The 21,541-nt window shown below is 61.9% G+C and carries 17 protein-coding genes, 1 pseudogene and 1 riboswitch; of the genes and pseudogenes, 11 read left to right on the top strand and 7 right to left on the bottom strand.

Annotated features, from left to right (window positions below; translation table 11 throughout):
- Positions 1-252: 252 nt before the first annotated feature.
- From D1Y85_RS11335 to D1Y85_RS11320, 4 genes and pseudogenes are all read left to right on the top strand, one after another.
- Complete coding sequence (locus D1Y85_RS11335) at positions 253-468, top strand: hypothetical protein (RefSeq protein WP_124151145.1); 216 nt, start codon at positions 253-255, stop codon at positions 466-468.
- An 85-nt stretch (positions 469-553) separates the two neighbouring features.
- Positions 554-4,138: pseudogene (locus D1Y85_RS11330) on the top strand (YadA-like family protein); the annotation flags it as partial.
- A complete protein-coding gene (locus D1Y85_RS11325) occupies positions 4,132-5,289 on the top strand; it encodes a DUF2827 domain-containing protein (RefSeq protein WP_425466925.1) in 1,158 nt (385 codons plus the stop codon). The pseudogene D1Y85_RS11330 and the gene D1Y85_RS11325, both read left to right, overlap by 7 nt.
- Positions 5,290-5,304: 15 nt before the next feature.
- On the top strand, positions 5,305-6,459 hold the full coding sequence (locus D1Y85_RS11320; RefSeq protein ID WP_124151142.1) for a DUF2827 domain-containing protein: 1,155 nt from the start codon (positions 5,305-5,307) through the stop codon (positions 6,457-6,459).
- 15 nt (positions 6,460-6,474) lie between these two features.
- Here the strand turns inward: D1Y85_RS11320 and D1Y85_RS11315 are convergent, their stop codons facing one another.
- From D1Y85_RS11315 to D1Y85_RS11305, 3 genes are all read right to left on the bottom strand, one after another.
- Positions 6,475-7,263, bottom strand: coding sequence for a COG4705 family protein (locus tag D1Y85_RS11315; RefSeq protein WP_124151141.1), 789 nt, complete (start codon positions 7,261-7,263; stop codon positions 6,475-6,477).
- Positions 7,264-7,483: 220 nt separating this feature from the next.
- Positions 7,484-8,299, bottom strand: coding sequence for a class I SAM-dependent methyltransferase (locus D1Y85_RS11310; protein WP_124151140.1), 816 nt, complete (start codon positions 8,297-8,299; stop codon positions 7,484-7,486).
- Between the two features lie 227 nt (positions 8,300-8,526).
- Positions 8,527-8,733, bottom strand: a complete 207-nt coding sequence (locus D1Y85_RS11305; RefSeq protein WP_124151139.1) for a hypothetical protein — start codon at positions 8,731-8,733, stop codon at positions 8,527-8,529.
- Between D1Y85_RS11305 and D1Y85_RS11300 the strand changes: the two genes are divergently transcribed.
- The 4 genes from D1Y85_RS11300 (at position 8,732) to D1Y85_RS11285 (ending at position 13,763) form a co-directional block, all read left to right on the top strand.
- Entirely contained in the window at positions 8,732-9,109 is a 378-nt protein-coding gene (locus D1Y85_RS11300; protein WP_124151138.1) for a DUF2306 domain-containing protein, read from the top strand. The two genes, D1Y85_RS11305 and D1Y85_RS11300, sit on opposite strands and share 2 nt — an antisense overlap.
- Complete coding sequence (locus tag D1Y85_RS11295) at positions 9,109-10,239, top strand: sensor histidine kinase (RefSeq protein ID WP_185218955.1); 1,131 nt, start codon at positions 9,109-9,111, stop codon at positions 10,237-10,239. Before D1Y85_RS11300 ends, D1Y85_RS11295 begins: the two co-directional genes overlap by 1 nt.
- Before the next feature lie 20 nt (positions 10,240-10,259).
- Complete coding sequence (locus D1Y85_RS11290) at positions 10,260-11,135, top strand: LytR/AlgR family response regulator transcription factor (protein WP_124151327.1); 876 nt, start codon at positions 10,260-10,262, stop codon at positions 11,133-11,135.
- A 107-nt stretch (positions 11,136-11,242) separates the two neighbouring features.
- Positions 11,243-11,439, top strand: a riboswitch (cobalamin riboswitch).
- 392 nt (positions 11,440-11,831) lie between these two features.
- The gene (locus tag D1Y85_RS11285; protein ID WP_124151136.1) at positions 11,832-13,763 is read left to right on the top strand and encodes a TonB-dependent receptor domain-containing protein; all 1,932 of its coding nucleotides are present in this window, start codon (positions 11,832-11,834) and stop codon (positions 13,761-13,763) included.
- Positions 13,764-13,798: 35 nt separating this feature from the next.
- On the opposite strand, the gene D1Y85_RS11280 is transcribed toward D1Y85_RS11285, so the two are convergent.
- The 3 genes from D1Y85_RS11280 to D1Y85_RS11270 all read right to left on the bottom strand — a co-directional run bounded on the left by D1Y85_RS11280 (position 13,799) and on the right by D1Y85_RS11270 (position 17,239).
- Complete coding sequence (locus tag D1Y85_RS11280) at positions 13,799-14,110, bottom strand: hypothetical protein (RefSeq protein WP_221410280.1); 312 nt, start codon at positions 14,108-14,110, stop codon at positions 13,799-13,801.
- A 72-nt stretch (positions 14,111-14,182) separates the two neighbouring features.
- Positions 14,183-15,973, bottom strand: a complete 1,791-nt coding sequence (locus tag D1Y85_RS11275; protein WP_124151135.1) for an acyl-CoA dehydrogenase — start codon at positions 15,971-15,973, stop codon at positions 14,183-14,185.
- 261 nt (positions 15,974-16,234) lie between these two features.
- Positions 16,235-17,239, bottom strand: a complete 1,005-nt coding sequence (locus D1Y85_RS11270) for an AraC family transcriptional regulator (RefSeq protein ID WP_124151134.1) — start codon at positions 17,237-17,239, stop codon at positions 16,235-16,237.
- 432 nt (positions 17,240-17,671) lie between these two features.
- Between D1Y85_RS11270 and D1Y85_RS11265 the strand changes: the two genes are divergently transcribed.
- From D1Y85_RS11265 to D1Y85_RS11255, 3 genes are all read left to right on the top strand, one after another.
- Positions 17,672-18,586: a LysR family transcriptional regulator gene (locus D1Y85_RS11265; protein ID WP_124151133.1), complete on the top strand. Its 915-nt coding sequence runs from the start codon at positions 17,672-17,674 to the stop codon at positions 18,584-18,586.
- A 146-nt stretch (positions 18,587-18,732) separates the two neighbouring features.
- On the top strand, positions 18,733-19,239 hold the full coding sequence (locus D1Y85_RS11260; RefSeq protein ID WP_246024879.1) for a hypothetical protein: 507 nt from the start codon (positions 18,733-18,735) through the stop codon (positions 19,237-19,239).
- A gap of 102 nt (positions 19,240-19,341) precedes the next feature.
- Complete coding sequence (locus D1Y85_RS11255) at positions 19,342-20,196, top strand: SDR family oxidoreductase (RefSeq protein ID WP_124151132.1); 855 nt, start codon at positions 19,342-19,344, stop codon at positions 20,194-20,196.
- 241 nt (positions 20,197-20,437) lie between these two features.
- On the opposite strand, the gene rhaS is transcribed toward D1Y85_RS11255, so the two are convergent.
- Positions 20,438-21,445: a rhamnose ABC transporter substrate-binding protein gene (gene rhaS / locus D1Y85_RS11250; protein WP_124151131.1), complete on the bottom strand. Its 1,008-nt coding sequence runs from the start codon at positions 21,443-21,445 to the stop codon at positions 20,438-20,440.
- Between the last annotated feature and the right edge of the window lie 96 nt (positions 21,446-21,541).

Genomic DNA, 21,541 nt, shown 5'->3' with positions numbered 1-21,541 from the left:
CGGGCTGCTTCGGATAGAACGCAATGCACTGTCCGCCGACATTTGCGGGAGTATCGATAAGCCGTACGCGAATATCCGGCAAACCAGATTCGACCGCCTGGAGCAGACATGCCCGCGCAGCGTCGATCATCACGCCATCCGTTTCGAACTATTGCTGGCTTCTTGCCTGTCCACTCACACGGGCGGTCCGACCCCTTCAGCACTTCCATCACTTCTTTCCTATTATCTGGAGCGTCAGGGAGCCGCTCCGTCATGTGTTCTGAAGTGAAAAATTTGCAGGATTTGGAGCGTGGCAATGCCGGTAGTGGCAAGCCCGCCTCTGACTTCCCGCGCGACCTGCCGATTGCAGACCAGGCGCGAGGCACCATGACCCTGGCACCTGGCGGTATCGAATTGTTTGCCTACGTCCAGGCTTGTGGTGACATTGTGATTAGCCGCTTTCATTTATTAGGTATCCATATTTTGTAAAAATCTTTTTCGTTGCAGTAGGAGTACCGTGACTATGAACAGGATCTTCAGGACAATCTGGTGCGAAGCCACTCGCAGTTGGGTCGCGGTATCGGAACTTGCATCGGTAAAGGGATGTGGCGCATCGACTCGCAAAGGCATTGTGGCGCTGGAAACGATTTGGTCAGTGCCGCGCAGTAGCGTGCTGGCGATTGCGGCCGTAATTGGATTGACGGTGTTTCCAGAATCGCCGGCATTTGCGCAAGCCAACACTGTCTTTTGCGCGAACTTTTTCACGCCCGGCTTGTTTGGCGGCGTAAGTAACACCGGCTATGGAGCCAGTGGAAGTGGATCCTCGACGTGCAGCAGCGGGGTTAACTCCTGGGCGGGAGGGGTCACCGTCGGCAGCAGTTTTGACTGGGCTGGCATATCCGCCGACGATACCCAGATTGTCCTGAACGGCTCAACCGGGAACATCTCTTTTCGCGTCAGTGGAGATAGTGGAAACGTGCTGACCATGTCGAACGCGAGCGGCGGTGTATTGCTCTCGGGCGTAGCGCCGGGTGTTGCCGGCACCGACGCAGTGGACGTCAATCAGCTCAATTCGCTATCGACGTCCGTATCGTCGACATTGAGCACGACCAACAGTGCCGTCACTACGCTCTCCACTTCGACATCGACTGGCATCGGATCGCTGTCCACTGGGTTAAGCACCACCAATAGCAGCGTCGCATCGCTGTCCACCACTCAGTCGTCAACGGACAGCACGGTAGCCTCGCTCTCTACATCTACGTCCACCGGTATCGGCTCGCTATCTACCGGGCTGAGCACAACCAACAGCAACGTCACTTCACTGTCGACCTCCGCGTCCACCGGGATCTCGTCGGCCAGTAGCTCGATCACATCCCTGTCGACGTCGGCTTCGACTGGCGTCGGCTCGCTGTCCACCGGGCTGAGCACCACCAACAGCAACGTTACCTCGCTGTCGACAGGTCTGTCGTCGACTAACAGCACGGTTGCCTCACTCTCTACGTCGACGTCGACCGGCATCGGTTCATTGTCGACCGGCTTGAGTGCGACCAACAGCAACGTCACATCATTGTCCACCGCTCAGTCGTCAACGGACAGCACGGTGGCCTCGCTCTCCACGTCGACGTCTACCGGTATCGGCTCGCTATCTACCGGGCTGAGCACCACCAACAGCAACGTTACCTCGCTGTCGACCTCCGCATCCACCGGGATCTCGTCGGCCAATAGCTCGATCACATCCTTGTCGACGTCGGCTTCGACCGGCATCGGCTCGCTGTCCACCGGGCTGAGCACAACCAACAGCAACGTTAGCTCGCTGTCGACGGGTCTTTCATCGACTAACAGCACGGTTACCTCGCTCTCTACGTCGACATCGACTGGCATCGGTTCATTGTCGACCGGCTTGAGCACGACCAACAGCAACGTCACGTCCCTTTCAACTTCGACTTCGACAAGCGTCGGATCGCTATCGACCGGCCTGAGCGCGACCAACAGCAACGTCACGTCCCTTTCAACTTCGACTTCGACAAGCGTCGGATCACTATCGACCGGCCTGAGCGCGACCAACAGCAACGTCACGTCCCTTTCAACTTCGACTTCGACAAGCGTCGGCTCGCTATCGACCGGCCTGAGCGCGACCAACAGCAACGTCACATCCCTTTCAACTTCGACTTCGACAAGCGTCGGCTCGCTATCGACCGGCCTGAGCGCGACCAACAGCAACGTCACGTCCCTTTCAACTTCGACTTCGACAAGCGTCGGCTCGCTATCGACCGGCCTGAGCGCGACCAACAGCAACGTCACGTCCCTTTCAACTTCGACTTCGACAAGCGTCGGATCACTATCGACCGGCCTGAGCGCGACCAACAGCAACGTCACGTCCCTTTCAACATCAACCTCGACTAGCGTCGGTTCGCTGTCGACAGGGTTAAGCACGACAGCCAGCACTGTCACATCACTCTCGACCTCAACCTCCACCGGCATCAACTCGCTGTCCACCGGACTCAGCACAACCAACAGCAACGTCACCGCACTATCGACTGGCCTTTCGTCGACTAACAGCACAGTTAATTCGTTATCCACATCAACCGCCGCCGGCATCAACTCGCTGTCCACCGGTCTGAGCACCGCCAACAGCAACGTCACGTCGCTATCCACCGGTCTTAGCACCACCAACAGCAACGTCGCCTCACTCTCCACCTCGACTTCGACCGCAATCGCCGCCGCCAGACCGGCCTACTTCGGCATCAATTTCACGGGCACGCAGCAGAACAACTTCAACGGCGACGGTGCAACCGGCGCGAACGCGATGGCCATCGGCGTCAACGCATCGGCATCCGGCAGCAGCAGCGTGGCGCTCGGCACCAGCGCCAGCGCAGGCGCCGACGGCGCCGTCGCAATCGGTCAGCAAGTGACGGCAACGGGTGGCCAGGCCGTCTCCGTTGGCGTCGCCAATACCGCAAGCGGCAACGGCGCAGTGGCGATCGGCGACCCGGACGTCGCTACCGGCACAGGGGCAGTCGCGCTCGGCGGCACCAACACGGCGACGGGTCAAGGCGCAGTGGCGATCGGTAACGCCAACATCGCAACAGGCACAGGTTCGGTCGCACTGGGCAACGCGTCGAATGCAGCAGGCGCAGGCTCGCTCGCGCTCGGTTCGAACGCCGTCGCCAACAACGCCAACGATGTCGCGCTCGGCTCGGGCTCCGTGACCGCGGCGCCGACGCCGACGCCGAGCGCGACGATCGGCGGAATCGTCTACCCGTTCGCGGGGACTTCACCGACGAGCGTCGTGAGCGTCGGCGCGCCTGGCGCGGAACGCCAGGTCACGAACGTCGCCGCGGGTCGGCTCTCCTCGACCAGCACGGATGCGGTCAACGGCAGCCAGTTGAACGCCACGAACCAGGCCGTGAACAGCCTGTCCGCAGCGACATCGACCGGTATCGGCTCGCTGTCGACAGGACTCAGTTCGCTGTCCACCGGCCTCGCCAGCACCAACAACAACGTGTCCTCGCTATCCACCGGACTCAGCACGACCAACAGCACGATGGCAACACTATCGACCGGCGAGACCAGCATTGCGGCCACGGTGAACCAGCTCTCGACGACCATCAACAGCAATCCGGCTATCTCTGGCAACAAGAGCGGTATCGCCGCCGACATGAGCGGAACCGGCACCGCGCCTCCAACGGTCACACCCAGTTCGAACTCCGTGGCGGTCGGTGCTAACTCGAATGACGGCGGCCGTTCCAACGTCGTCTCGGTCGGCAGCGACACGCAGCAGCGCCAGATCGTCAACGTGGCCGCCGGCACGCAAGGCACCGATGCGGTCAACGTCAACCAGCTCAACATCCTGGCGTCATCGGTTTCGCAATCGATGCAGAATCAGCAACTCCAGATCAACACGCTGGATAGTGCGCTGCAGCAAACCGACCAGATGGCCCGCCAGGGGATCGCCGCGGCCACTGCGTTGACGATGGTTCCGCAAGTCGAACCGGGCAAGATAATCAACGTTGGTGTCGGCGTGGCGCGGTTCGCCGGTGAGTCCGGAATGGCATTGGCCGCGAGCGCGCACGTGACGACCAACGGCATTGTCAAACTCGGTATCGGCGTCGCCGGAAGCAACAAGACCTACGGCGCAGGATATGGGTATAGCTGGTGACGGACGACATCCACAGCCTACGTTTCGCTTCGGAAAACACCCGCCGGCGCCGCCCGGCGGTCGGCATCTCGCTGTTCGCGAGAGACGGCCAGGCGATCTGGGAAAACGGCATTCATCAGAACATCGCGTTCCTCGCGATGATGCTCAAGCGCTCCGATCAGATCGGTCCGGTCTGGTTCCTGAACGGCGGCGACGCCCGCACGTTGCCCGCCGGGCTCGACCTCGACGGTCTCGATGTGCCGCTCGTTCAACCGCACGACGTCACGCACGAAATCGACATCGTGATCGAAATGGGTGCGCAGTTGCCGCTCGAGTGGCTCAGGCACGTCAAGGCACTGGGTACGAAGCTCATCGCGTGCTTCGTCGGCCACATTTATTGCAGCCTCGCCGAGACGCCGATATTCGGCAAGCCATCGGGGCACATCTTCAATGGCGCGCCGTTCGACGAGGTCTGGGTGCTGCCGAAGGCAGCAATGACCGACGAGCCTCTGCTGCGCACGCTGACGCGCGCGCCGGTCTACACGATGCCGCACATCTGGTCGCCGTATTTTCTCGAACGGCGCATCGCCGCGCTCGCACGCGAAAGCGCAACGTTCGGTTACCGGCCGGGCCGCAAAACATGGCGGCTCGCAACGCTCGAGCCGAATATTTCAGTCGTCAAGACGTGCCACTATCCGATGCTCGTGTGCGACGAGTTTTACCGCGCCCAGCCGGAGGCAGTCGAGCATCTGTTCGTTGTCAACGCGATGCACCTGAAGGAACATCCGACGTTCCTGCATTTCGCAAACAGTCTCGATCTCGTGCGCAATCACAAGGCGACCTTCGACCCGCGCGTCGACCTGCCCGGCTTGATGGCCCGCCATGCGGACGCTGTCGTGTCCCACCACTGGGAAAATCCGCAGAACTATCTGTACTACGATGTTTTATACGGCGGCTATCCGCTAATCCACAATTCGACGCTGCTCGCCGACGCCGGCTACTACTATCCCGACTTCGATTCCGTCGCAGGCGGCCGTGCGCTCGCCCACGCATGGCACCATCACGACGCGCAACTCGACGATTACCGAGCGAAGGCCAACGCCCTGCTGAAATCGGTTTTCATCGAAAACCAGGCGAATCTCGACACCTACGTCGCTCGCCTCATCGCGTGAACCCGGAGGAAACGCATGCCCGACGCCAGATCCCTCCACACGCGCAATGCAGACAAGCGGCTCGTCGTCGGCGTTTCGCTTTTCGTGCGCGGAGCCGGACAATCGCTGTGGGAAAACGGGATTTTCCAGAACTGCCTGCTGTTGATTCTGCTGCTGCGCCAATCGCCGCTCGTGGCGCAAGCCGTCATGGTGAATGGCGGGGATCAGATCATCGATCCGCAGATGATGCTCGGAGAATGGAGCGTGCCGCTATGGTCGATGGATGAAGCGATGCAACGCTGCGATTTACTGATCGAGATGAGTGCGCAGCTCAATCGGGACTGGATCGCCGCATTTCGGCAGCGCGGCGGCAAAGCGGTGACCCTTCGCGTGGGCAACGATTACGTCATCGACATCGAGCGCGCCATGTTCGACAAACCCTCGGGTTTCCTGTTCTCCGGCGCGCACTACGATGGCGTGTGGACGATTCCGGAGTTCAGGCGCTCGTGTCTGCATTATTTTCAGACCGGACTGCGCGCGCCGGTGACGATCGTTCCGCACATCTGGCATCCCATGCTGTTCGACAAGGCGCGCGCGGCCTGCGGGCCGGACCTCGAATTCGGGTACAAACCCGGCAAACCGCGCTGGCGCGTAGCGATATTCGAACCGAACATCTGCATGGTGAAGACGAGCATTATCCCGATGCTGGTCGTCGAGGAAGCGTATCGAGCGAAACCCGATTTCCTTGAAATCGTGCGCGTGTGCAACACACTGCACGTCAAGGATCACACGACCTTCGTGCATTTTTCAAAACGTCTCGACATCGTCGAGCATGGCATCGCGACATTTGAAGGCCGCCATGCGGTGTACGAGTTGATGGCTGCCTATGGCGACGCCGTCGTATCGCACACGTGGGAAAACGCGCAGAACTATCTATATTATGAATTGCTGTACGGCGACTATCCCTTGATCCACAACTCGCCGTTCATGGGCGACGCAGGGTATTACTATCCGGACTTCGATTGTCAGGCGGGCGGACGCGCGCTGCTAAAAGCATTTGCCGAACACGATGCGAATCTCGACGCGTACCGCGAACGGTCGCGGCATGTGCTCGATTCGGTCAGCATCGACAACCCGGACAACGTCACTGCGTACTCGGAGGCTATCGCAGCGCTTTACCCGCACGCGTAATCCGGCTGGGCGGCACTAATCGCGAGCCGCGCGACGCGCAGCGCGTTGCGGAATCAGCAGGAGACACCCCGCAATGAACGCAACCAGAATGCCTGACGCGTAAAACCGGCTGAACTCCAGACCGCCTTGTGCGATGGGTTTGTCGAAAAAATCGCCGAGAGTCGCGCCAAGCGGTCGCGTCAGGACGAACGCGCTCCAGAAGAGTGCCGTGCGCGAAACGCGAGGCCAAAGCCAGAGCAGACCGATGATGACGAGCCCGGCACCGAAGATCGCCGCGCTCGTTTCATAGCCGAGGCCGAGACCGCCCCGATCTTCGCCTGCTACCCAGTCGCCGAGCGCCGTGCCGAGTGTCTGCGAAAACAGGATGGTGACCCAGTAAAACCACTCGACGCGCGCGCTCACGACACTTTCGACCGAAACGGTGCCCTCCACGCGATACCAGATCGCGAGACTGGCGACCAGCAGCGCGAAAACGATCGCGACGCCACCCGGATAGCCGACGCCGAGCGAGCGGTCGCAGAAGTCAGCAAGCGTCGTGCCGAGCGTCGTCGTGGCGACGATGGTGGCCCAATAAAGCGTCGACTGGAACTTGCGCGCGCGGATTTGCGCCGAAACCAGCACGAGAAACGCCGCAAGAAAAATTAGGGAACCGATCAGATAACCGAGATTGAGCGACATGGTCACCCAGTCGCCGCCCGTTTCACCCAGCGTGGTGCAGGCGATTTTGATGATCCAGAAGCCGAGCGTCACCGCAGGAACCTTGGTGACAGCGTGCTCGACCAGATCCCGGGACCTGGAATGCATTGGGAAACTCCTTGTGTCGTAGACCGACGAGACAAATGAGTTTCCGAATATAAACGCTCCAGTGTTAACAGACGCTTAACTCGCCCTTCGGATTCCGCAGCGTGTTGCGTGCAGTGTTAGGGGGGCCTGGTACGCGACGAAACTCACGCGATTGCCAGACCCGACACTATTAAATGGGTAGGCCCCATCATGCCGAAGATCCGTTCTTCGCGTCGTCGCGTCAGTTGCGGGTAACCGTGACTCGCAGAAATGTGGCCGGTATCGACGTGAATGCGCTGTTGTCACTCCGGTTCTCGGTCTCGAACACTTCGCCCAGCTCACGCTGAAGATCGTCGGCCCGACCGTTCGCTTGCGCCGCGGCGAAGGCGTTCATGGTTGGCCCATAGAAATCACGGAAGACGTCGAGCAGTTGCGCAGGAGGAGCTGGGAAATTAAAAAACCAGGTATCCCGTGTGCAATTAACGTTGTCCGGCACGATCCCCGCAGCACCGAACCGGTCTCTGACGATCGCCTCATTACCCCAGGTCATCGGGCTAATGAATCCTTCCGGTGGCGGCGGCGAATAGGCGCTGCTGATCTTGAGAACCTGTGCGACGAACGTCGGATCGTTCGGAATCCAGTTCCCCATGACTATCCGCCCGCCGGGCCGGGTCACGCGCACCATCTCGCGCGCGACATCGGCGGGATTCGGCGCAAACATCGCGCCGAAGATACTCACGACGAGGTCGAACGATTCGTCCGGCAGTTCGTGCAGATCGGATGCGTCGCCTTCCTGGAACCGGCAGTTCGTGAGGTTCGCCTCATGGGCGCGGCGGTTGCCCGCGACGACAAGATTGCTCGCGATGTCGACGCCAAGCACGTCCGCGCCAAGTCGCGCCATGGGCAGAGCCGTCGTTCCGTCGCCACACCCGAGATCGAGAATCTTGAGTCCGCTTGCGATGCCGAGGCTATTGGCGAGTGCTTCGCCACTCTCGCGCATGCTCGCAGCAACACGTGTGAAATCGCCCTTTTCCCACAGCGCTTTGTTCTGGTTCATGTCTCCTCCTTGCCGGGTTGAAACGACAAGTGGCATCGTAGGCGCGGCGATTCCCCTCAAATGTGGGCGAACGCACAGAGCAAAGTGAACGCGTTGCCCGGCATCTGATGCGGCGCAACGCTACCGCTTGTATCGGGAGAGTGCGGAAAATCGCGGTTTAGAAACGCGAAAATCCACTGCTGCTACGACCTCGTCTATCGAATCATCAACGGGCTTCCCCCCAAGGTCTACGCCCTGCGCGACTGGCTCGCTAACGAAAACCGGCGCTTTCCGGCGCGCGCGGATTTGAAACCGTTCCCGCCGCCCTTCACGCCGTCAAAATCATCATTCGCGACGAGAACCACGCGCTTCGTCGCAAGCACCTCGAAAACACCCCGGACACCGCACAAACTGCAGCCGTCGAGTTCGCTCGCCCGCTTCTGGAGCGCCGCCATGCCTGCCGCCGTCGCTGTCCATCTCGCCACTGCAACGCTTTCTGTCATACTCGGAACCGCCGTGTCGCTCGCCGAAAAAGGAAGCCTGCGCCACCGCTGGCTCGGGCGCCTGTGGGTCCTGGCCATGGTCGTCGCAGCGGTAAGTTCGTTCGATATTCGCGAACTGAATCCGGGGCATTTTTCCTGGATACACGGGCTCTCGTTACTGACGTTAGCAAGCCTTGCACGAGCCATCTGGGCAATCCGGCACGGCAACGTCCGCGGCCACCGGTTCGCCATGCGCGGGACGTTCGCGGGGCTCATGATTGCCGGCATCGCCGCCGTCGCCACGCCGGACAGGCTACTCAACCTCATCGTGACCCGCTGGATCCCATGATGCCTGGCACAACCACAAAATTCACCGAAGTTGCCGCCTGCTCCGCCGTCACGACGAAACAGCGGCTGGCCGGATTCGCACGCGAGGCGATCATCGTCGTCATCGGCAACGCGTTGATCGCGGCCGGACTGACTGCGGTCGGCATCGGCAGAAGCCTCGGCGAAAACCTCGTCTTTAGCCAGGCCATCGGCCTGTCGATCATCCTGTTGCTCGACGTCGGGCGCTTTGTCCTGGAGCGGACGAACGCCCTCACTGGCCCCCGGCTCGTGGTGGCGATAGCGATTTCGCTGGTGGCCGGCTCCTTGATCGGGCGCGCAATCGCGAGCGTGCTGCTCGGCCTCGACATCAGCAAGACCTTCGGCGCGCATGATCTGGCCACGACGGGCTGGGTGGCGCTCGTCGCCACGCTGCTGGCGACCTGGTACGGCTGGTCGCGCGCCCGGATCGCAGTCCTGAGCGAGCAGGTCGCGCGCGCCGCGTGGCAGAAAGAAGCCACCGAACGGACCGCAGTGAGCGCCCGTCTGCAGGCGTTGCAGGCGCAGATCGAGCCGCACTTCCTGTTCAACACGCTCGCGACGCTCGACAGTCTGATCGTGTCCGATCCGCCGCGCGCACGCGAACTGCTCGGCCGCCTCAATCGCTTCCTGCGCGCCACGCTCGAAGCATCGCGAACCGGGAGCGAAACGCTCGCGGTCCAGTTTGCGGTGCTCGACGCGATGCTTGCCGTGCACCGGATGCGCCTCGGCGAGCGGCTGGCCTATTCGCTCGATCTGCCCGGCGACTGCGCGGACCTCGCGGTGCCGCCGATGCTGCTGCAGCCACTCGTCGAGAATGCACTCAAGCATGGCATCCAGGGCACGGTCGTGGGCGGCCGCATCGACGTGAGCGCGAAACGTGACGGCCCGGACGTCGAACTGACGGTCACCGACACCGGCCCCGGCTTCGGCGCAACGCCGGACACACAGGGCACCGGCATCGGGCTCGCGAATGTGCGCGAGCGGCTTGCGGTGCTCTACGGCGATCGCGCTGCGCTGACGCTGGTCGAGCATGCGCCGCATGGCGTTGTCGCGAGAGTTCGTCTGCCGCTAGCCGAGGCGGACAGCATCAACGCAGAGACAGCCGCCCGATGAAACATCGACCGCCAGCCGACATGGCACCGAACCAGCACGACCGGCTCAACCGGCACGATAGCGCCGGAGCCACGCGCACCCCCACCGCCGTGATCGCCGAAGACGAGCCGCTGATCGCCGCCGCGCTCAAGCGGGAACTGGCGGCCACCTGGCCCGCGTTGAGCATTGCGGCGACGGTCGACAACGGTCGCGACGCCATCGAACGCATCGCGGCACTGCAACCGGACGTCGCGTTCCTCGATATCTCGATGCCGGGCGCGACAGGACTCGACGTTGCGCGTGCATGCGCCGCGCTCGCCGCGCCGCCGCAGATCGTGTTCGTGACCGCTTACAACGACTATGCGCTGGACGCGTTCGACGCGGCAGCCATCGACTATCTTCTGAAGCCCGTCGATTCCGCCCGGCTCGTGCGCACGGTCGAGCGGTTGCGTGCGCGTCTTGACGAACCTCGCGCGGCAGGCACGCACGAAACGCAGTTGCACGCGGATCTGCAACGCGTACTCGGCCAGCTCGATACGATCACGCGCACCGTCGCGCAGGAAAGCCGCACACAAAGCGGTGAACGCAACGCGCCGCTGCGTTATCTGCGCGCATCGAGCGGCAGCGAAGTCCGCATGGTGCCGGTCGACGAAGTGCTGTTCTTCGAGGCCGCCGATAAATACGTCGTCGTCACAACGCGTACCGGTGAACTGCTGATTCGCACGAGCCTGAAGGAATTGTGTGCGCAACTGGATTCCGCGCGATTCTGGCAGGTTCATCGCAGCACAGTGGTGAATGTCGATCAGGTGGACAGCGCTTCGACCAATGCGCTGGGCAAAATGACACTGAAGCTGCGCGGCCACGCGGGCGTCGTCGCGGTGAGCAAACAGTACGCGCACCTGTTCCGGCAAATGTGAATCGGCCCGGACCTGCGCTTGCGGGACGCACGCACCCGGACCGTCGCACCACCGTCAAACTTACAACAGCGTTTGCCAGAAAAAGTTGACGGCGGCAAACCGGATTCGGTACCCTCCGCGCTGATGGTTCCCGTCACAGGGATCAAATGGGAACGCAGTTGAAGCGTACGCGCTTCGAGTCTGCGGCTGCCCCCGCAACTGTAAGCGGCGAGTCCGTGCCAATCATGACCACTGGGTGACCGGGAAGGTCGGCACCGGACGGCGACCCGCAAGCCAGGAGACCTGCCATCGACCGAGGTCCAAGCAGCCGCACCGGGCGGGGTGTCCCGATGCGCCAGCACCGCTTTTGAGCGGTCGCGAGTTGCAAGGACAGCCCGACCTCAGGATCCGTCACATGTCCAACCATCTGGAACCCGCTTCCCGAAAGGAAGCGTTACGCCGCCGCGTCAGCGGCCGCCATTCCCAAAACGCGCCAATCACGCGAATTGCAAGAATCGCTCGCCGATCCGTTCTGTCTGCCTCATCTGCCTCGCCCGGCTGCGCCCCGCATTAGCCGGACTAGCCGCACCGGGCCGCGCTCCGCATGGCCGCCACGCCCCGATTCCGGTTCGGGATGGTGCCGCCAGTGCGCGTGCTTCGTGGCCCTGCCAGCCGCCGCAATCGAGCCAGACCAATAACGCATTCGAAGAGCCACACATGAAGTTTCGCCGTTTCATCGTCACGTCCGCCATGACCGCCTGCGCGTGGCAAAGCGCCCAGGCCGCGGACACTGCCACACTCGCCCAACAGGACCCGCCGGGCGCCGAAGCCCCGCCGCAGGACATTCTTGTCGTCGGCGACGCGCAGCATTTGCCGCAATCGTTCGACCAGCGCTATGCGACCACGCAGGTCCTCACGCGCGCGGATCTCGACCGTCTTTCCCCCGCAGACCCAAGCATCGCGCAGGCGCTGACGACGCTGCCTGGCATCACCGTTTCGCAAAGCGGCGGGCCGGGTTCGCTCGCATCGGTCAGCATTCGCGGCTCGGCGGGCAACCAGGTCGCCGTTTTCATCGACGGTATCCGCATCGGCTCGGCCACCACCGGCGAGGCCGAATGGGCGGATCTGCCGACGTCCGCGTTCGATCGCATCGAGGTGATATCCGGCCCGGCGGCGGCCTCGTTTGGCGCGGACGCCGTCGGCGGGGTCGTGCAGCTCTTCACGCGCTACGCGTCGAACCTGCCGAACCAGACCACGGTGTCGTTCGGAGGGGGTTCCAACAAGACGTTCGACACGCAGTTCCGCACTTCCGGCACGATCCCCTCGACCGGATCGCTCGCCGCGCTGAGCGGGCTCACCTACTCGCTCGGCCTGCACGACTACAACACGGCAGGCATCGACGCGACGAAGCCCGTGCTCTACTATCACGAGGACGGACGCAACCCGTATCACGCACAGAATATCGATGCGCGGCTCGGATACGCGCGCGAAAACTGGTCGATTTCCACCTTCGCGCTCTACCATCGCTCCGACCTTTCCTATGACAACGCGGGCTACGCCAACCGGCAACTCGATCACCAGTTGACGACCGGCGTTGCGTTCCATTGGGACATCACGCCGTTCACGCAGTTCGACCAGTCGGTCGGCTACGCGAACGACCGCCAGTTTCTGTATGCGAACGATCCGACAATTCCCACGGATCAAATCAATTCGACACGCTTCTCCACATCGACGTCGATCACGCATCAGGAAACCGGCCACACGGTCTTCGGCGAGCGGCTGACCGGGGAAACGAAGCTCGCATACGACTTCACACGCGAGCAGGCCTACCTGCCGGTGGAGGTGCCGAGCGGCCTCCCGGCGCGCAACGATTCCGCGGTATCGCTTCATCAGTCGACTACGCTGGGTCCGTGGACGCTTTTCCTCGCGGGCCGCCATGAGATCGTGCAGGGTCAATCGGTCAACACGGGCAACGTCGCGCTCGCGTGGGCGATCACGCCGGTTTACACGGCGCGCGTCTCATATGGCAACGCGTTCCGTCTGCCGACGTTCAACGATCTGTACTATCCGGGGTTTTCGAATCCGGATCTTCAGCCCGAGCGCAGCAATTCCGTCGAGGTGGCACTCGATGCCACGACGTCGTTCGGCACGTTCACTGCGGCCGTCTACGACACGCGCATTCACGATCTCATCGCGTTCGACTCGGTGCTCCTTCAGCCTATCAATGTGGGACAGGCGCACATCCAGGGCATCGATCTCTCGTACAAAGGCTCGCTTGGCAAATCGACGCCCGTGAGTCTCGCGGTCGGCATTCTGAATCCACAGAACGTCACCAACGCGACCTGGCTCCCCCGGCGCCCACGGCAGACGGTCAGCCTGAACGTCGATCACACGTGGGATGAGTTGCATCTGCACGCGCTCAGCACCGGCTTTTCGGTGCTGTACGGCGGATCGACCTGGGACGACCAGTTCAACACGCTCTATCTGCCGTCGTATACGACGGTCAGTCTGCGTGCCACGTACGCGGTCAATCCGCATCTCACGATATCCGCGTCGCTGTCGAACCTGTTCAACCGGGATTACATGACCGCCTACGGTTACAACACGCTGGGAAGGACCGCGTTCGGAAAGATCACGTACACCTTCTGACGAACAGGCCGACATTCCAGTCTGTTTAGCGTCGATCAGGACCTGGACATCGCGTCGTAGACGAGTTTCGCCGCCGCGATGTCCTCGACCCCAAGGCCCACCGACTTGAACACCGTGATCCCCCCGGCGGGTTTTCGCTTCACGCCGGCAAAAATCTCCCCGGCTTCCGCGTAAACGGACGCCCCCGAGTGGATCACGTCCCCCGATTCCAGCAGCACGGCCTCACGCGAATCGACGATCAGCGTGCCGGCTTTCATCGCCTCGTCGTCGAGTTCAGGCGCGGGAACGTGCGTTTTGCAGGCACTTCGCGGAATCGACTGCGCCGTAAACGCAACGAGGCGCACCACAACGGGTGCGCCTCATTTACAGGAAACACGAGCCTCGCGAATGAAGGCGCGCTTGCCGTCACATCAGTTACATCAGAACTGATCTTCGCTCATCGCAAGCGCGCTCTCGCCGTTGCGCGCGGCGAGGATCGACGCTTCGAGACCACCCGCCTGCGGGAGGATATGTTCCGCGTAGAACTGCGCAATGGCGATCTTCGCATCATGGAACGCAGGATCGTCTGCGCGGTTCGCGTGAGCCGCCAGCAACGCGCGCGCCATCTGCCAGCCGCACAGCACGATGCCTGCGAGCTTCAGGTACGGCACGCTGCCCATGAACACCGCGTTCGGATCGCGCTTCGTGTTCGCCACGACATAATCGACCACATTCGCGAGCGACTCCGCGCCCTTCTTCAGTTGCGCGCCCATCGATGCCGCTGCGGCCCGGTCCACCTTGCCGAGCGCCTCGATCGTGCCGGCGATTTCCGCGAGCAGTGCACGCGCGACCGCACCGCCGTCACGCACGGTCTTGCGGCCGACGAGATCATTGGCCTGAATGGCCGTGGTGCCTTCGTAGATCGCGAGAATCCGCGCATCGCGATAGAGCTGCGCGGCGCCCGTTTCTTCGATGAAACCCATGCCGCCGTGCACCTGCACGCCGAGGCTCGTCACGTCGTTGACCATCTCCGTGCTCCAGCCCTTCACGATCGGCACGAGGTATTCGTAGATCGCTTGATGGCGCGCGCGCTCGGCTGCGTCGGGATGGCGATGTGCGTGGTCGCTGTGCGCGGCCGCCACGTACGACAGCGCGCGTGCGCCTTCGGTCAGCGCGCGCATCGTCGCGAGCATGCGGCGCACGTCGGGATGATGGATGATCGACACGGACTGCGAAGCCGAACCGTCGACAGGACGGCTCTGCACGCGTTCCTTCGCATACGTCACGGCCTTTTGATATGCACGATCGGCCACGCCGATGCCCTGCATGCCGACGCCGAAGCGCGCCGCGTTCATCATGATGAACATGTATTCGAGGCCGCGATTCGCCTCGCCGACCAGATAGCCCACCGCACCGCCGTGATCGCCGTATTGCAGAACCGCCGTGGGGCTCGCCTTGATGCCGAGCTTGTGCTCGATGGAAACGCAGTGCACGTCGTTGCGCGCGCCGAGGCCGCCGTCTTCGTTGACGAGGAACTTCGGCACGATGAAAAGCGAAATGCCCTTCACGCCCTCCGGCGCGTCGGGCGTGCGGGCCAGCACGAGGTGGACGATGTTATCGGCCATGTCGTGTTCGCCCCACGTGATGAAAATCTTGGTGCCGAAGACACGGTACGAACCGTCCGCCTGCGGCTCGGCGCGCGAGCGCACCAGCGCGAGATCGGAGCCCGCTTGCGGCTCCGTGAGGTTCATCGTGCCGGTCCATTCGCCTGAAATCAGCTTCGGCACGTAGCGCGATTTTTGCTCGTCGGTACCGGCCGTGAGCAGCGCCTCGATGGCACCGTCGGTCAGGAGCGGGCACAGCGCGAACGAAAGGTTCGCCGCGTTCAGCATTTCGATGCACGGCGTGGCGATCAGCTTGGGCAGCGCCTGGCCGCCGTACTCCAGCGGATGCTGCAGACCTTGCCAGCCACCCTCGACGAACTGGCGGAACGCGCCCTTGAAACCTGCCGTCGCGGTGACCTCGCCGTCACGCCAGGTGCTCGGCGCGCGGTCGCCTTCCACGTTCAGCGGCGCAAGCACTTCGCCGCACAGCTTCGCGGCTTCTTCGACCACGGCCTGCGCCGTTTCGAGGTTCGCATCCTCGAAACCCGGCAACGCAGCAACGGTGTCCATGCCAGCCAGTTCCTTCAGCACGAACAGCATGTCCTTGACGGGGGCGGTATAGCTCATGACGGTCCTTCCAGTGACGCGGTAATTGAGGAAACGCCGCGGCAGCCAACGGCCGGCAAGGCACGAGGGGCGCGCGGATTACAGCAGATCGTATCGCCAACGACGCTTCTATGGACTGTCCAAACCGGACCACCTGGTGACAAATTTGGCCACGCCGAGCCGTGCGGTTGCGCCTGCCGCCGCCTGCTTTCACCCGTGTGCCCGCTTGCGCCCGCCGGCTGCCGCAGCCGTGCGGCGCCCCCGCGGCAAGGGCCACGGCGATCAACCGCGCGCGCGATACGTGCCCGGCGTGCTGCCCGTCCAGTGACGGAACGCGCGATGAAAGGCGCTCGGATCGTCGAAGCCAATGTCGCCCGCGATGGCCGCAATCGTGTCCTGCGTGTCGATGAGCCGCTGGATGGCGATGTCGCGGCGCAGTTCGTCCTTGAGCGACTGAAACGACGTGTCTTCGGCGGCAAGGTGCCGGCACAACGTCCGAACCGAGCAATGGAGGTTCCCGGCGGCATCCTCGATCGTCGCCAGATCGGGCAGCGTCCCCGCGAGATATTGCCGGACGCGATGTCCGACGCGCTGCTCACTGAACGATTCGAAGATCCAGTCGCCCGGCGAGCGCGCGAGAAAGGTCCGCAGATTGCGCTTGCTCTGGCGGATCGGCATGTCGAGATACGCCGCGCCAAAGCGCATCAGCGTGGTCTCGCAACCGAAGCGCACAGGCCCGGAGAAAAAATAGCGGTGATCGCGGGCGTGCGGCGGCTGCGGGCAGGCGAATTCAACCTGCAAGAGCGGAATCTTCTGCCCGATCAGCCACGAACAGACGCCGTGGACGAGCTTGAGCATCAACTCCTGCCCGAGCGGGCCGATGGGCCCGAAGTCCGGATTCGGGCACAGTTCGACCTGCGCAAGCGGACCGCTGCGGCGCGACGCGACCCGAAAATCGTCAAGAACGATATGGAAAAACTGGCCAAACCGGTGCAGCGCCGTGTCGAGGTTGCGCGCATCGAGCAGGCTCAAACAGAGAAACTTGAGCGTGCCGCTACGGAACGGCCGGCTGAAGATGCCGGGCATTTCGTCGTCGAGTTCGATCGCGAGCGCTTGATAGAAAGCCGAAAACTGCTCTTCCGTGACGCGCGCGCCGGGTTCGCCCAGCAGTTCAGGCGCGACGCCCGCCTGCTTCAGATAGCGGTGAATGACATCGTCCTTCGCGCCCGCGGCCGCGAGAAAGCCATTGACAAGGGAGATGGGAACGGTTGCGCTCGGCGCTTGCATGCGGATTTCGGGTGTTGGAGTGAGCCGTCGGCGTGGGAATACGACATTTTAGGCTCTGTGCCTGAATGGTTCCTTGAATTTTCTGGAAATGCCGACTGAACTGGACGAACGCCCGGTCACCATCGCGCACACCGCGAGACACATTGGCCGCGGTCGACGTGTCTCGATGGCTTTTCGAGCTTGTCCGACCATGAAAGAAGGGTCTTCGCAGATTTCCGGGGAAGGGCTCTGTTCGATCCGAAGTTGCCCTCCAATACGTCGTCAAGACGGTCTGCTTTCGGACGCCAGGGAGACAGACAGCCTCGCAGACAGGCTCGCGACGCAAGGGAAGCATCGCTTATCTCGACGATGCGATAATCCGGCGCAGATTGAGTACTGTTTCGTGCCCAACAACCGTATCGCTATAGCGCCAGTCAGTCGTGTAAAAGATAAATGGACAAATTCGACGCAATGCGCGTGTTTTTGCGCGTGGTGGAATCGGGAACCTTTACGAAAGCCTCCGAGACCCTCAACCTCCAGAAGGCGACCGTCACGCGACTGGTCAAGAGGCTGGAAGACGATCTAGCGACGAAACTGCTCAATCGCACGACCCGGCGCGTCACCGTGACGCCCGACGGCTCGGCCTATTACGACCGGGCCGTGCGCCTGCTGGCCGACCTCGAGGAGCTGGAAAACTCCATGACCGGCGCAAGGTCCAATCCAAAAGGCCGACTGCGCATCAATCTTCCGCGTCCGCTGGCCCATTCGGTGGTCGCGCCTGCCCTGCCCGATTTTCTCGCGAGATACCCGGATATCGACCTGGAGATCGGTGCCAGCGACACGCCTGTCGACCTGTTCGCGGACAATGTGGATTGCGCAATCCGCATCGGAACCGTAACCGATCAATCGCTGGTGGCGAGACGGATTGGTCTCAGCCATTTCGAACTCTGCGCATCGCCGGATTACTGGAAAAAGCACGGCAAGCCGCAGCACCCGAGCGAGATCGATCTTCACCATACGGTGATCCACATGATCTCGGCGAGAACGGCCAGACCCTTCCCGATCATCGCCAGTCGCGACGGCGAAACCGTCGATATCCACGGCAGGAAAACCATTCTCTGCAACGATGTTTCGACCTGCACCGACCTTGCCAGAACCGGACTGGGCATCATCAGCGGCGGAACGTTCATGACCGCACCGCTGATTGCCTCGGGCGAACTGGAGAGCTGCCTCGCGCTTTGGCAGCTTCCGCCAATGCCGGTATCGATCGTCTATCCGCCGAATCGGCATATCAGCAACAAAGTGCGTGTTTTCGCGGACTGGGTCATCGAGCTATTTGCCCGGCATCCATCGCAGCAGTCGTCGTAATTCTGGTTCGATTCAGGGGGGTATTCGACAACAATCTTTTGATAAAGCAGGAGTTTCTCAGACGGGCCGAGGTTTTTAGACTGCTTTCGACGACGGGGCAACGCTCCGGTGTCCACATCCCACCCAGTTTTATGCGGAAGCAGATCATGAAAACGACAGACACAACGCCGGATCTACAATCGACGCGGTCGGCGAATTCGCAAATCCGTTTCCCCCCCGCGCTGCCCCGGGGAACGACCGCCGGCGTGGCCGCCGGCATTATCGTGCTGGTCCCGGTTTTAATCCTGCAACTGGCGCGAGGCATCGGCGTCATTCCGGAAATGCAACTGGCGGCCAGCAGCCTGATGGGCATGGCCGCCTACGGAGGCACCACCGGCCTTATTCTGGGTACCCTGCTTCACTTCTTTGTATCGATCGTTCCGGCAATCGCCTACGCTCTGGTCGCGTCGCGCCTGCCGATCGTGAACCGCCTGGCGTGGCTCGGCGGCCCGCTACTCGGCATCATCGTATTTTTTTTCATGGGCTTCGTCGTGTTGCCGCACAGCGCGTTCATCACACCTCCATCGGTATCGCCGATGCCCTTCCTGCCCGCCCTGCTCATCCATATGTTCGGCCTCGGTCTGCCGATCGCACTGATCGTACGGCGCGGATGATTCCCGCCTGAATCGAGAAACGTCAAGCCTCCCATACCACATCAAATACGTAGCAGTACATAATTTATTCAACGTCACTTTCTAGAAAAAAGGAAATACAAAATGATCGCCATTACCGGGGCCAATGGAAATCTCGGCCGACTGGTTGTCAAAGGTCTTCTGCAATCCGTCCCTGCCGGCCAGATCGTCGCGGCAGTCCGGAGCCCTGAAAAGGCCGATGACTTGCGCGCCCTCGGCGTCCAGATACGCGAGGCGGACTACGATCGTCCCGAGACGCTGGTCGAGGCTTTCAAGGGTGTGGAGAAGCTGTTGCTAATCTCGGCGGTGCAGCCGGGGGAGAGATTCCGGCAACATCGGGCTGTGATCGACGCTGCCAGGCAAACGGGCGTCAAGCTGATTGCCTATACCAGCCTGCTACGCGCCGACACGTCCAATCTGATTCTTGCCGACGAGCACAACCGGACCGAAGCGTATTTGAAGACCACTGGCGTGAACTTCGTGGTGTTACGCAATGGTTGGTACCTCGAGAACCACACCAGCGGACTTGCCGCAGCGCTCGCCAATTCGGCAATCACCGGCAGCGCGGGGCAGGGCCGATTTGCCTCTGCATCTCGCGCCGACTATGCGGATGCGGCGGTGACGGTCCTGACTCAACCCGGGCATGCCAACCAGACTTATGAATTGGCGGGAGACGAGGCCTATTCGCTGGCCGAACTGGCCGAGGAAGTATCGAAGCAGGCGGGCCGAACGATCGTGTATAACCACCTGTCCGCCGCCGATTATGAGGCCGCGCTGCTGGGCTTCGGTCTGCCGAAGATGATTGCCGATGTCGTCGTCGACGCCGACCTGAAGGCATCGGCAGGCGAACTGGATAGCGCCTCTCGCGATCTTTCCAGGCTTCTCGGACGGCGCACGACAACGCTGGCGCAGGCGGTAAAGGTGGCATTGAGGGGCTGATCTGGTTCCGACGCCCGGCTGGAAAACGAAGTGCCCCGAAAAACACCAAACTTCGATACTCCGGCCGGGCGATTTCATCAAACTGTTGCGTCGACCGGTTGAATCCACCGCCGACTACAGCCTGTCCCCACGCGGTCTCCCCCGGAAATCCGCGAAGCGCCAAAGAAAAACCCGGCCGCGCCAGCGCACCGGGCTTTCTCCTGCGTCGGGAGCGCAGCGCCGTCTATCCGGCGCCATCCGATCAGAAATTAAAGTTATCGATATTCTTCGCGTCGAACGTGGTCGGCGGCCCGAGGATCACTTCACCCTGCTTGCCGATCGTCCGCGTACCAAGCTTGCCCGCCTCGAAGGAATCGCCCTCCTTCCCCGTGATGGTTCCCAAAGCGATATTCGCCGCCGCATACGCCGCCAGATACCCAAGCGCACCCGGGTCCCAGAGCTGGAACGCCTGCACGGTACCGTCCTTCACGAACGCGCGCATCTGGTTCGGCGTGCCAAGCCCGGTGACCACCACCTTGCCCTTGCTCGACGACGAGGAGATATAACGTGCCGCCGCCGCAATACCCACCGAAGTTGGCGCGACGATCGCCTTGAGGTTCGGATACGCCTGCAGCAAACCTTGCGTCTCGACGAACGACTTCTGATCGTCGTCATTGCCATACGCGATCTTCACGAGCTTCATCTTTGCGTATTCGGGCTTCTTCAGTTCGTCCTGCATCCACTTGATCCAGGTGTTCTGATTGGTCGCATTCGGCGTCGCCGAGAGAATCGCAAACTCGCCTTCGCCGCCCATCAGCTTCGCGACGAGCTGAATCTGGCCGCGCCCGATGCCTTCGGCGTTCGCCTGATTCACGAAGATCTGCCGGCCCTCAGGCGCGGTGTCGGAATCGAACGTGACGACCTTGATGCCCTGTGCCATCGCCTTCTTCAGATACGGCACGAGCGCGTTCGCGTCGTTGGCGGCGATGACGATCACGTCCTGGTGCTGCGTGATCATCGTGTTGATGTACTGAACCTGCGAAGTCGCGCCTGCGTCCGATGGACCGACTACCTTGCCGTCACCCTTGAATTCCTTGATTGCCGCCATGCCGCCGTTATCGGCAATGACTTCATAGGGGTTGTTGATCTGCTTCGGGATGAAAACGATTTTCAGCCCTTCCTTGATGCCCGCGGCGTGCGCGGCTACGCCGGCCCCCAGAAGCATCGCGCACAGCAAGGCCGTGCCTATGTGACGTACTGGCTTGAACATAGCAAAGTCTCCTCCATGGATACCGGACGCCCGCCCGGATGGTTGACTGCGTTGTTGTGCCCGACTTTTCTCCTGATTGCTGCGACTAACCACGAC

The sequence above is a fragment of the Paraburkholderia dinghuensis genome, from assembly GCF_003837865.1.
GTDB lineage: Bacteria > Pseudomonadota > Gammaproteobacteria > Burkholderiales > Burkholderiaceae > Paraburkholderia > Paraburkholderia dinghuensis.
The sequence above is the reverse complement of the archived record's forward strand: the minus strand, read 5'-3'. Positions and strand labels throughout refer to the sequence as shown.